This is a genomic window from Nocardioides scoriae, from assembly GCF_900104965.1.
Classification (GTDB): domain Bacteria; phylum Actinomycetota; class Actinomycetes; order Propionibacteriales; family Nocardioidaceae; genus Marmoricola; species Marmoricola scoriae.
This window is the reverse complement of sequence record NZ_LT629757.1, coordinates 3974193-3985747: the sequence shown is the minus strand read 5'-3', so window position 1 is coordinate 3985747 and position 11555 is coordinate 3974193. Positions and strand designations below refer to the sequence as shown.

The 11555-nt window shown below is 73.4% G+C and carries 11 protein-coding genes and 2 tRNA genes; 2 read left to right on the top strand and 11 right to left on the bottom strand.

From position 1 onward, the window contains the following. Window positions 1-33: 33 nt before the first annotated feature. Window positions 34-630: a 2-phospho-L-lactate guanylyltransferase gene (gene cofC / locus BLU55_RS18875; protein ID WP_091732995.1), complete on the top strand. Its 597-nt coding sequence runs from the start codon at window positions 34-36 to the stop codon at window positions 628-630. A 15-nt stretch (window positions 631-645) separates the two neighbouring features. Here cofC and BLU55_RS18870 read toward each other — a convergent pair whose 3' ends face one another. The 3 genes from BLU55_RS18870 to leuC all read right to left on the bottom strand — a co-directional run bounded on the left by BLU55_RS18870 (window position 646) and on the right by leuC (window position 3561). Further along, complete coding sequence (locus BLU55_RS18870; protein ID WP_091732992.1) at window positions 646-1347, bottom strand: HU family DNA-binding protein; 702 nt, start codon at window positions 1345-1347, stop codon at window positions 646-648. A 144-nt stretch (window positions 1348-1491) separates the two neighbouring features. Further along, window positions 1492-2094 (bottom strand): 3-isopropylmalate dehydratase small subunit, encoded by a 603-nt coding sequence (leuD, locus tag BLU55_RS18865; protein WP_091732988.1) that lies wholly within the window; start codon window positions 2092-2094, stop codon window positions 1492-1494. Window positions 2095-2097: 3 nt separating this feature from the next. After that, a complete protein-coding gene (gene leuC, locus BLU55_RS18860) occupies window positions 2098-3561 on the bottom strand; it encodes a 3-isopropylmalate dehydratase large subunit (protein WP_091732985.1) in 1464 nt (487 codons plus the stop codon). A 146-nt stretch (window positions 3562-3707) separates the two neighbouring features. Between leuC and BLU55_RS18855 the strand changes: the two genes are divergently transcribed. After that, window positions 3708-4430, top strand: a complete 723-nt coding sequence (locus BLU55_RS18855; RefSeq protein WP_091732983.1) for an IclR family transcriptional regulator — start codon at window positions 3708-3710, stop codon at window positions 4428-4430. Window positions 4431-4545: 115 nt separating this feature from the next. Here BLU55_RS18855 and BLU55_RS18850 read toward each other — a convergent pair whose 3' ends face one another. From BLU55_RS18850 to BLU55_RS18815, 8 genes are all read right to left on the bottom strand, one after another. Further along, window positions 4546-5484, bottom strand: coding sequence for a cation diffusion facilitator family transporter (locus BLU55_RS18850; protein WP_091732980.1), 939 nt, complete (start codon window positions 5482-5484; stop codon window positions 4546-4548). Between the two features lie 43 nt (window positions 5485-5527). Further along, window positions 5528-6061 (bottom strand): methylated-DNA--[protein]-cysteine S-methyltransferase, encoded by a 534-nt coding sequence (locus BLU55_RS18845; RefSeq protein WP_091732978.1) that lies wholly within the window; start codon window positions 6059-6061, stop codon window positions 5528-5530. Further along, window positions 6058-7656 (bottom strand): AlkA N-terminal domain-containing protein, encoded by a 1599-nt coding sequence (locus tag BLU55_RS18840; protein WP_231916965.1) that lies wholly within the window; start codon window positions 7654-7656, stop codon window positions 6058-6060. The genes BLU55_RS18845 and BLU55_RS18840 overlap by 4 nt, the downstream gene beginning before the upstream one ends. A 139-nt stretch (window positions 7657-7795) precedes the next feature. Then, window positions 7796-7871, bottom strand: a tRNA-Glu gene (locus BLU55_RS18835). 56 nt (window positions 7872-7927) lie between these two features. Next, window positions 7928-7999 (bottom strand) — tRNA-Gln (locus BLU55_RS18830). A 130-nt stretch (window positions 8000-8129) separates the two neighbouring features. Next, window positions 8130-9233: a CPBP family intramembrane glutamic endopeptidase gene (locus tag BLU55_RS18825; RefSeq protein WP_091732975.1), complete on the bottom strand. Its 1104-nt coding sequence runs from the start codon at window positions 9231-9233 to the stop codon at window positions 8130-8132. Beyond that, window positions 9230-10732: a glutamate--tRNA ligase gene (gltX, locus tag BLU55_RS18820; RefSeq protein ID WP_091732972.1), complete on the bottom strand. Its 1503-nt coding sequence runs from the start codon at window positions 10730-10732 to the stop codon at window positions 9230-9232. Before gltX ends, BLU55_RS18825 begins: the two co-directional genes overlap by 4 nt. After that, the gene (locus BLU55_RS18815; protein ID WP_091734263.1) at window positions 10729-11535 is read right to left on the bottom strand and encodes a fumarylacetoacetate hydrolase family protein; all 807 of its coding nucleotides are present in this window, start codon (window positions 11533-11535) and stop codon (window positions 10729-10731) included. The genes gltX and BLU55_RS18815 overlap by 4 nt, the downstream gene beginning before the upstream one ends. Window positions 11536-11555: the final 20 nt, after the last annotated feature.

The window sequence follows — 11555 nt, the reverse complement described above, 5'->3', positions numbered from 1 at the left end:
GCCGCAGCTCGGGGCTCTGGGAGGATCGGGGGGATGTCGTCCTTCGTGCTGCTGCTCCCGGTGAAGACGCTGGCCCTGGCCAAGAGCCGGCTGGCCCCGCGTCCCCACCGCGACCGCCTGATGCGCGCCTTCGCGCTCGACGCCCTGCACGCCGCCGGCGCGAGCGAGGCGGTCGCGCAGGTGTACGCCGTGACCGCCGAGGCCGGCTTCGGCCCGAGCCTGCCCGACCTCGGCGAGGGCGACCTCAACGCCGCCCTGCGGCACGCGGCGCTCGAGGCGAGGCTGCGCCACCCCGGCTGCGGCGTCGCCGCCATGTGTGCCGACCTGCCGGCGCTCGCGGGGTCCGACCTGACCGCCGCCCTGCGGGCCGGCATGACCCCGCGGTGGTACGTCGCCGACGCCGAGGGCACCGGCACGACCCTGCTGGCCGCCGGCCCCGGCGTCGACCTCGACCCCCACTTCGGCGTCGACTCGGCGGGGCGTCACGAGCGCTCCGGCGCCACCCCGGTCCGGGCCGAGCTCACGACGCTGCGCTGCGACGTCGACACCCCGGCCGACCTCGACGCCGCGATCGCCCTCGGCGTGGGCGCCGCGACCCGCGCGACGCTGGCGTCGGCCGCGCCGGACTAGCCGGCACCCCGCCCGTCAGGAGCTCTTCGTCGCCGCGCTCTTCTTCGCGCTCTTCTTCGCCGGGGCCTTCGTGGCGGTGGTCTTCGCCGCGGTGGTCTTCGCCGCAGTGGCCCTCGTGGCAGGGGTCCTGGCGGCGGACTTCTTGGCGGTGGACTTCTCGGCGGTGGACTTCTTGGCCGGGGTCTGCTTGGCGGTGGTCTTCTTGGCGGGGGTCTGCTTGGCGGTGGTCTTCTTGGCGGGGGTCTGCTTGGCGGTGGTCTTCTTGGCCGGGGTCTTCCGGGCGGGGGCCTTGCTGGCGGGGGCTGCCTCCACGGGTGCCGGCTCCGCCGCCTCGGTCCCGGTCACCCGGCGGGCCGCGGCGGCGGTGCGCTTGATGGCGGGCTGGGCGACGCCGGGAGCGGCCGCCTCGACGACCGCCAGGGTGAGCGCGGGCAGCTTCTTGGCACCGGAGACCACGTCGCGCAGCTGGGCACCGGGCTTGAAGGCCGGCACCGCCTTGGTCGTGGACTTCATGCGGTCGCCGGTGGCGGGGTTGCGGACCCAGCGCGACTGGCGGACCTTGCGCTCGAACGACCCGAAGCCCGTGATCGCGACCTTCTCGCCCTTGGCGACCTCGCGGGTGATGGTGTCGAGCACCGAGTCGAGCGCGTGGGCGGCCGCCTTGCGGTTGCCCTCGAAGCTCGCCGCGAGGGTGTCGATCAGCTGGCTCTTGTTCACGGGTCCACCCCAGGTCCTCGGTCCGTCGGGCCGGTGCCCGTCGCGTCCTCGGAGCACGCTAGGCAATCGTGGCGCCCACCACAACGACGCGCCCGGCGCGGCCCGGCGCCGGGTCGTGCGACGCGGGCACCGGGCTCGTGCCGGTCAGTGGATCGTGACGGGCTTCCACGCCGGCCGGGTCTGCTCGAAGGTCTCGATGTCGTCGGCGTGCGAGAGCGTGATGCCGATGTCGTCGAGCCCCTCCAGCAGCCGCCAGCGGGTGTAGTCGTCGATGTCGAAGGAGTCCTCGATCGCGTCGGGCCCCTCGCCCGCGCGCACCGTGCGCGACTCGAGGTCCACGGTCACGGTCGCGCCCGGGTGCTCCTCGAGGTGGTCCCACAGCCGCTGGACGACCTTCTCGTCGACCTGGGCGGCCAGGAAGCCCGCCTTGCCGGAGTTGCCGCGGAAGATGTCGGCGAAGCGGGAGCTGATGACCACGCGGAAGCCGTAGTTCTGCAGCGCCCAGACCGCGTGCTCGCGCGAGGAGCCGGTGCCGAAGTCGGGACCGGCGACGAGCACCGAGCCCGCGGCGTACTCCGGACGGTTGAGCACGAAGGCCGGGTCGTTGCGCCAGGCGGCGAACAGGCCGTCCTCGAAGCCGGTGCGGGTGACCCGCTTGAGGTAGACGGCCGGGATGATCTGGTCGGTGTCGACGTTGCTGCGCCGCAGCGGGACGCCGACCCCGGTGTGGGTGGTGAACTTGTCCATGGCTCAGGCCTCCTGGGTCTCGGCGGGCCCGCCCGCGACCGGCTCGAGGTCGGCGGGCGAGGAGAGGGTGCCGCGCACGGCGGTGGCGGCGGCGACCGGGACCGAGACCAGGTGCGTGCGACCGCCCTTGCCCTGGCGGCCCTCGAAGTTGCGGTTCGACGTGGAGGCGCTGCGCTCGCCGGGGGCGAGCTGGTCGGGGTTCATGCCCAGGCACATCGAGCACCCGGCACCGCGCCACTCGGCGCCGGCCTCCTTGAACACCACGTCGAGGCCCTCCTCTTCGGCCTGCAGCCGCACCCGCACCGAGCCCGGCACGACGAGCAGCCGGGTGTCGGGGTCGACGGTGTGACCGCGCAGGATCTCGGCCGCCAGGCGCAGGTCCTCGATGCGGCCGTTGGTGCAGGAGCCGACGAAGACGGTGTCGACCTTGACCTCGCGCATCGGGGTGCCGGCCTGCAGGTCCATGTAGCGCAGGGCGTTCTCGGCGGCGACGCGGTCGTCGGCGTCGTCGTACGACGCGGGGTCGGGGACCGAGCCGCCCAGCGGCACGCCCTGGCCGGGGTTGGTGCCCCAGGTGACGAAGGGGGTCATCGTGGAGGCGTCCAGCACGATCTCGGCGTCGAAGGTGGCGTCGTCGTCGGTGCGCAGGCTGGTCCAGTGCTCGACGGCGGCGTCCCAGTCGGCGCCCTTCGGGGCCTCGGCCCGGCCCTCGATGTAGTCGAAGGTGGTCTGGTCGGGGGCGATCAGGCCGGCCTTGGCACCCCACTCGATGCTCATGTTGCAGACCGTCATGCGGCCCTCCATCGAGAGCTCCTCGATGGCCTGGCCGCGGTACTCCACGATGTAGCCCTGGCCGCCGCCGGTGCCGGTGTGGGTGATGAGGGTCAGCACCAGGTCCTTGGCGGTGACGCCGGCCGGCAGCGAGCCGTTGACGGTCACGGCCATCGTCCGGGGCCGGGTCTGCATCAGGGTCTGGGTGGCCAGCACGTGCTCGACCTCGGAGGTGCCGATGCCGAAGGCGATCGCACCGAAGGCGCCGTGGGTCGAGGTGTGGCTGTCACCGCACACGATCGTCATGCCGGGCTGGGTCAGGCCCAGCTGCGGGCCGATGATGTGGACGATCCCCTGCTCCTTGTCGCCCAGGGGGTGCAGGCGCACGCCGAACTCCTCGGCGTTGCGGCGCAGCGTGTCGACCTGGGTCCGGGAGACGGGGTCGGCGATCGGCTTGTCCCAGTCGACCGTGGGGACGTTGTGGTCCTCGGTCGCGATCGTCAGGTCGGGACGGCGCACGCTGCGCCCCGCGAGCCGCAGGCCGTCGAACGCCTGCGGCGAGGTGACCTCGTGGATGAGGTGGAGGTCGATGTAGAGCAGGTCGGGCTCGCCCTGCCTGCTCCGGACCACGTGCTCGTCCCAGACCTTCTCGGCCAGGGTGCGTGGCGAGAAACCGCCAGCTCCGTTCGACTCCATGACCTAACTCCTGCTGTCTCGTTTCACATGCTGAACAAACGCCGGGCTCGGCCGGCAGGCGTCGAGACCTACTGAACGCCATGACCAGGCGACGCGAGAAACCTCGTCGCGTTGCATCCCAACATCTGAGACGGCAGTATTACATCATGGACAACACAAGTGGAGTCGGCGTCCTCGACAAGGCCGCCCTCGTGCTGACGGCCCTCGAGTCCGGACCCGCGACCCTCGCCGGCCTCGTCGCCGGGACCGGCCTCGCCCGCCCCACGGCGCACCGCCTCGCGGTCGCGCTGGAGCACCACCGGCTCGTGGCCCGCGACATGCAGGGCCGCTTCGTCCTCGGCCCCCGGCTGTCCGAGCTGTCGGCCGCCGCCGGCGAGGACCGGCTGCTCGCGACCGCCGGCCCGGTGCTCGCGCGGCTGCGCGACATCACGGGCGAGTCCGCCCAGCTGTGGCGCCGCCAGGGCGAGCACCGCGTGTGCGTCGCCGCGGCCGAGCGCCCCAGCGGCCTGCGCGACACCATCCCCGTCGGCTCCCAGCTGACCATGCGCGCCGGCTCCGCCGCCCAGGTCCTGCTCGCGTGGGAGGACCCCGAGCGGATGCACCGCGGCCTGCAGAACGCCGCCTTCTCCGCCACCGCCCTGGCCGGCATCCGCCGCCGCGGCTGGGCCCAGTCGGTGGGCGAGCGCGAGCAGGGCGTCGCGTCGGTCTCGGCCCCGGTGCGCTCCCCCAGCGGCAAGATCATCGCCGCCGTGTCCGTCTCCGGCCCGCTCGAGCGGCTCTCCCGCCAGCCCGGCCGGATGCACGCCCCCGCCGTCCTCGCCGCCGCCGAGCGGCTCTCGGAGTCGCTGCGTCGGTCGTCGGCGGACTGAACGGGCGACGGGCGGATTCCCCGGTCGACCGGGGAAACTGCCCGCAGGAACGGGCGAACCGGACGTCCACGGGCAGTTTCGCCCGTCCGCAGCGCCCGATTCGTCAGGTCCGGGCTCAGTCCCGGTGCACCCGGTCGTCTGCTGCCGGGGAGTCGGTCGGGTCGAGGAAGACGTGGCGCACCTCGGGGTGGTCGGCGCGCAGCCGGCGCTCGACCTCGTCGGCGGCCTCCTCCAGCTCGGCCACCGACGAGGTGTCGTCGAGGTCCACCCGGGCCGCGACGATCACCTCGTCGGGGCTCATCCGCATCGTCAGCAGCTCGACCACGTGGTCGATGCCCGGGGAGTCGGCGATGGTGCGCCGGATGGCGTCCTCGGTCCCGCCGGGCAGCGCCTCGCCGATGAGCGCGCTCTTGTTCTGCTGGCCCAGGGCGTACGCCACGGCGACCAGGAGCACGCCGATGAGGACCGACGCGAGGCCGTCCCAGAAGCCCTGCTCGGTGTAGTGGTGGAGCGTGATGCCGGCCGCGGCCAGCACGATGCCGACCAGGGCGGCGGTGTCCTCGAAGGCGACCGTCTTGACCGTGGGGTCGGGCGTGATCCGCAGGTGCTCGAAGAAGCCGCGGTCGCGCTCCTGGGCCTCGCCGCGCAGCTGGCGGACCGCCTTGAGCCACGAGATGCCCTCGAAGACGAAGCTGAGGGCGAGCACGACGTAGGGGATGGTCAGCGGGCCGAGCTCCTCGGGGGTGAGCATCGCCCGGACGCCCTCGAAGATCGAGTAGCCGCCGCCCAGCACGAAGATGCCGACGGCGGCGATCAGGGCCCAGAAGTAGCGCTCCATCCCGTAGCCGAACGGGTGCTGCCGGTCGGCCGGCTTCTTGCTGCGCTTGAGCGCCGCGAGCAGGAACAGCTCGTTGAGGGTGTCGGCGAAGGAGTGCGCCGCCTCGGCCAGCATGGCGGTCGACCCGGAGACCAGGCCCCCGACCAGCTTCGCGATCGCGATCGACACGTTGGCCGCACCGGCCAGGAGCACGGTTCCGGTGGACTCGTCCGACATGGGCCCAGCCAAGCACCCGCCGGCGAGCCGCGTGATGTCGGGCTCAGAACAGCCCGCGCTGCTCCAGGCTCAGCAGCTGCTGCTTGCGCTCCAGGCCGCCGGCGTAGCCGGTGAGGGTCCCGTTCGCCCCGATCACCCGGTGGCACGGCACCACGACCGGGATCGGGTTGCGCCCGTTGGCCAGCCCGACGGCGCGCGAGGCGGCGGCGGTCATGCCCAGGCGCCGGGCGACCTCGCCGTACGACGCGGTCCGGCCGTAGCCGATCCCCCTCAGCTCGGTCCAGACCCGCTGCTGGAAGGCCGTCCCGACGGGCGCGAGCGGCAGGTCGAAGTCCTCCCGCTCCCCCGCGAAGTACGCCGCCAGCTGCTCGCGGGTGGCGACCAGGACCGGCTCCTCGTCGTCGCGCTCCCCGATGGCCGGGCCGACGTCGGCCGGCGGGTAGGGGCTGAACTCGATGGCGACCAGCGCGCCGCCGCGCGCGACCAGCCGCAACGGGCCGATCGGCGACCCCACCTCGGTCCAGGAGGTCGCCGCGCCGGAGGTTGCGGGGGTCGTGGGGCTGGTGGTCGTGCTCATCGCTCCTCCTCGAGCTCGGGGGCGTGCCGGGTGCTGGTGGTCGTGGCGGTCGTGGTGGCGGTCGTGATGCGCTCGCGCAGCTGGTCGAGCACCACCGACCACAGCCGCATCAGGGCGTAGCTGCGCCACGGCCGCCAGGTCTCGCTGCGGGCGACCACGTCGTCGATGCCGAGGTGTCGCGCCGCGTTGCGCACCCCGATGTCGGTCGGCAGGAAGGCGTCGGGGTCGCCGAGGGCGCGCATCGCGACGTAGTCGGCCGTCCAGGGGCCGATGCCGCGCAGCGCCAGCATCGCCTCGCGCGCGGCCGGGCGGTCCAGGCTGCGGTCCAGGCGCACCTCACCGGCGTCCAGCGCCGCCGCCAGCGTGGTCAGGGCCCGGGCCCGGGCACGGGGCATCCGCAGCACGTCGGGGTCCTCGGGGTCCAGGGCCGCCAGGGTGGCCATCGTCGGGAACAGCCGCGACACCTCGTGGTCGCCGGCCAGCCCGAGCGGCTCGCCGTGGGCCGCGACCAGCCGGGTGGTGGCGGTGCGGGCCGAGGCCAGGCTGACCTGCTGCCCCAGGACCGTCTGGACGGCCACCTCGGCCGGCTCCAGCTGCCCGGGCACGCGCAGGCCGGGCCGGGCGTGCACCAGGGGCGCCAGGGCCCGGTCCTGGGCCAGGGCGGCGTCGACGGCGACGGGGTCGCAGTCGGCGTCCAGCAACCGCCGGGCCCGCTCCGTGGCCGGCGCCAGGTCGCGCACGTCGGCCAGGGTGAGCGTGCAGGGCACCACCCCGGGCGGGCGGTCGCCGAGCTCGACCCGCACCACGCCGGGGCCGTGCGGCAGCCGCACGGCCCGCTCGTACCAGCCGTCGCCGACCGCCTCGAGCCCCGGCACGACGTGGACCGCGAGGAACCAGTGCAGGTCCTCGGCGGCGAAGGGCTCGCGCACCGCGACCCGCACGCGCAGCGTGCCCGGCGAGGCGGACGGGGGGCCGGCCCCACGGGTGTGCTCGCGCCCCCGGGCGGAGGCGCGCAGCTCGCGGGGCGTCGCGGCGTACACCTCGCGCACGGTGTCGTTGAACTGCCGCACGCTGGCGAACCCGGCCGCGAACGCGACGTCGGCGAAGCGCAGGTCGGTGGTCTCGACGAGGACCCGGGCGGTCTGCACGCGGCGCGAGCGGGCCAGGGCGAGCGGGCCCGCGCCGTACTCCCCGGTGACCACGCGGTGCAGCTGCCGCACCGAGTAGCCCATCCGCGCGGCCAGGCCCTCCACGCCCTCGCGCTCGACGACGCCGTCGGCGACCAGGCGCATCGCACGTCCGGCGGCGTCGGCCACCACGTCCCACTGCGGGGAGCCCGGCGTGGCGTCCGGCAGGCAGCGGCGGCAGGCCCGGAAGCCGGCCTCCTGGGCGCCGGCCGCGGTGGCGTAGAAGTCGACGTTGCGGCGCTGCGGGGTGGTGGCCGGGCACGAGGGCCGGCAGTAGATGCCGGTGGTCCGCACCGCGGTGTAGAACATGCCGTCGAAGCGCCGGTCGCGGCCCTGCACGGCGCGGTAGCGCGCCTCCCAGTCGGGGTCGTCCCCGGGCCGGCCCTCGCGGGGCTCCGTCGTGGTCACGGCACCAGTGTGCCCGCCCGCCCCGACCACTTCTCGCGGGAATCGGACACGGCCGTGGGGCCAGCCGTGGGACCAGGCTCGGGACCGGCCGTGTCCGGGAACGACAGCAGCCCGGTCTCGACGAGACCGGGCTGCTGGGTGGTACCCCCGACGGGATTCGAACCCGCGCTACCGCCTTGAGAGGGCGGCGTGCTAGGCCACTACACAACGGGGGCCTGAGCCAGCGGAACTGTAGCGTCTGGTTGAACCAGCCACCAAATCCGTGACATCGCTGGGGTACTAGGACTCGAACCTAGACTAACTGGACCAGAACCAGTCGGGCTGCCAATTACCCCATACCCCATGGGATCGGTCCGCGTTTCAGGCCTGCTGGCCGTCCGTGCGAACCGAGGGTAAAACATACACAAGGCGCCGCCGGGCCACCAATCGAGGGGTCCCTCCAGCGGTGTGACGAACGCCGCGTGCGCGCTGCGTCACGACGCGGGAGCTCCCGCGACCGCGTCCTGGCGCCCCTCGGCGACCGGCGGCGCGGTGGTGCGGCGCAGCCCCATCCGCCTGGCCACGAGCAGCACCAGCACCAGGTAGAGGCCGTTCTGGACGACCGTGACCGGCAGCTGCCACCACGACGCCTCGGAGACCGTCAGCGACCCCTGGAGCTGGTCGTAGGCGATCGCGAAGCCGAAGGCCACCAGGTTGTTGAGCACGTGCAGGGCGATGCCGGCCTCCAGGCCCCCGACGAGGATCACGGTGGCTCCGGCGATCATCCCGAAGGCGAAGCGGTCGAAGAACAGCGGGAAGTTCTGGGTGCCGTGGGCCAGGCCGAACAGCAGCGAGGTCAGCACCAGCGCCACCCACGGGTTGCCGAACAGCGAGCCGAAGGCCTGCATCAGGTAGCCGCGGAAGGCGTACTCCTCGCCGATCGCCTGCAGCGGCGTCGTGAGCAGGATGACGACCGCGGTGACGGCGAGCTGACCGGTCGGGAACGCCGGGGAGCCCGAGAGCTCCTGCGGGTCCTGCGGGAGCAGCGCCGAGGTGACCAGCGAGGCCGCCAGCGCGACCACCGAGAGGCCCACGCAGACCAGCAGGAACTTCCACCGGATGCCGGGCTGCACCGAGGCCAGCCAGCGCGGTCGCAGGCCGTGCAGGAAGCGCACCAGCAGCATGGCCAGCACGATCAGCGAGGCCAGCGCCAGGTTGATGTAGAGCATCGAGGACGGCGTCACCGACTCCAGCGACGCGGCGTCGGAGACCCGCTGCAGGAACGGCCCCTGGCCCCCCTCGAGCGCCACGCCCACCACCAGGACGGGCAGCAGCAGGATCGGGAACACGATGAGACCACCGACCGCCATGACGAAGATGCCGAGGATCGGCTTCCAGGCGGCGTAGGTCCACGTGCGCAGCATCAGCGGGTAGGTGCGCGGCTCGGCGTGGGGGTGGCCGGGGCGCTGCGGGACCTGCGGCCCGGCGTACGGCGGCTGGCCGTAGGGCTGCTGGCCGTAGGGCTGCTGGCCGTACGCCGGCGGCTGCCCCCCTGCTGCCGGCGGCTGGGCCCCCGGCGGCGGCCAGGAGCCGCTCACGCGTCGGCTCCTGCCGCAGGACGGGGGGCGCCGGCCAGCCGGGCCAGGGACTCCTCGCGTCCCAGCAGCTCCAGCGACTCGAACAGCGGCGGGGAGACCTTGCGGCCCGTGACGGCCACCCGCACCGGCCCGAAGGCGTTGCGCGGCTTGAGGCCCCTCTCCTCGACCAGGGCGACGCGCAGCGCCTCCTCGATCGCGGGGGTGGTCCACTCGGCCAGCCCGGAGAGCGCCCGCTCGGCGGCCTCGACCACGGCTCCCCCGTCGCCGGCCAGCAGCTTCGCGACGTCGGCCTCGTCGTAGGCCACCTCGTCGGTGAACAGGAAGCCCAGCATGTCGGCGGCCTCGGTCAGCTTGTTCATCCGCTCGTGCACCAGCGGCATCGCGGCGGCGAGGCGCTCGGCCTCGGCGTCGGTCACCGGGTCGGAGAGCACCCCGGCCTCCTGGAGGTACGGCGTGACGCGGGCGGTCATGTCCTCCAGGGTGAGCATCCGCATGTGGGCCGCGTTGATGGCGTCGGCCTTCTTGACGTCGAAGCGGGCCGGGTTGGGGTTGACGCGCCGGACGTCGAAGGCGGCCACCATCTCCTCGAGGGTGAACACGTCGCGGTCCTCGGCGATGGCCCAGCCGAGCAGCGCGAGGTAGTTGAGCAGCCCCTCCGGCAGGAACCCCTGGTCGCGGTAGGCCAGCAGGTGGGCCTCGGGGTCGCGCTTGGAGAGCTTCTTGTTGCCCTGGCCCATGACGTAGGGCAGGTGTCCGAAGCGCGGCGTGCCGGTGGCGATGCCGACCTCGACGAGGGCGTCGTAGAGCGCCACCTGGCGGGGGGTGCTGGAGAGCAGGTCCTCGCCGCGCAGCACGTGGGTGATCTCCATGAGCGCGTCGTCGACGGGGTTGACCAGGGTGTAGAGCGGCTGGCCGTTGGCCCGCGCCAGCGCGAAGTCGGGCACGTGCTCGGTCGAGAAGGTGATCTCGCCGCGCACCAGGTCGTCGAAGGTGATCTCGCCGTCGGGCATCCGGAACCGCACGACCGGCGCCCGGCCCTCGGCCTCGAACGCCGCCACCTGCTCCGGGGTGAGCTCGCGGCAGAAGCCGTCGTAGCCCATCACCTTGGAGCCCGAGGCCTTGCGGCGCGCGTCGACCTCCTCGTTGGTGCAGTAGCAGTCGTAGGTGCGCGAGGACCCCTTGAGCCGCGCCAGCGCGTCGGTGTAGATCTCGCTCCGCTCGCTCTGGCGGTACGGCGCGTGCGGGCCGCCGACGTCGGGCCCCTCGTCCCAGTCGAGGCCCAGCCAGCGCATCACCTCGAAGAGCCCGTCGTAGGACTCCTGGGTGTTGCGCGCGAGGTCGGTGTCCTCGATGCGGAAGACGAAGGTGCCGCCGTGGTGGCGCGCGAAGGCCCAGTTGTAGAGGGCGGTGCGGGCCAGGCCGACGTGGGGCGACCCGGTCGGGCTGGGGGCCATCCGGACCCGGACGGGCCGGCCGCCGGTGACGTCGTCGGCGCTCATCGGGCGGCCACCTTGTTGGTCAGCGAGCCGATGCCCTGGACGACGATCTCGACCTCGTCACCGACCTCCATGGGACCGACACCCTCGGGGGTGCCGGTGAGGATCACGTCGCCGGGCAGCAGCGTCATCACGCTGCTGACGTGGGCGATCAGGGTGGGGACGTCGAAGATCAGGTCGGAGGTGCGGCCGTCCTGGCGGACCTCGCCCTCGAGGAACGTCTGCACCCGCAGGTCGCTCACGTCGAGCTCGGTCTCGATCCAGGGCCCGAGCGGGCAGAAGGAGTCGAAGCCCTTGGCCCGCGTGAACTGGCCGTCCTTCTTCTGCAGGTCGCGGGCGGTCACGTCGTTGCCGATCGTGAAGCCGTGGACCACGTCGGCCCACCTCTCCTTCGGCACGTCGCGGCAGATGCGGCCGATGACGACGGCCAGCTCGCCCTCGTAGTGCAGATTCTGGGTCTGGCGGGGGTAGAAGATCGGGTCGCCCGGACCGATCACCGAGGTGTTGGGCTTGAGGAACATCAGCGGCTCGTCGGGCACCTCACCCCCCATCTCGGCGGCGTGGGCGGCGTAGTTGCGGCCGATCCCCACCACCTTGCTCCGCGGCAGCACCGGGGAGAGGAGCCGCACGTCCGCGAGCCGGACCTGCTCCTGCGTCGGCTCGATGCCGACGTAGAGCGGGTCGCCCGCGAGGACGGTGACGAGGGCGTCCGGGTCGGAGACGTCGAGGTCGTCCCCCGTGCTCGGGTCGCCGGTGACAAGGCCGAAGCGGGGGTCGTCCCCCGTGGTGAATCTCGCGATACGCACCACCTGAGCCTACCGAGGCG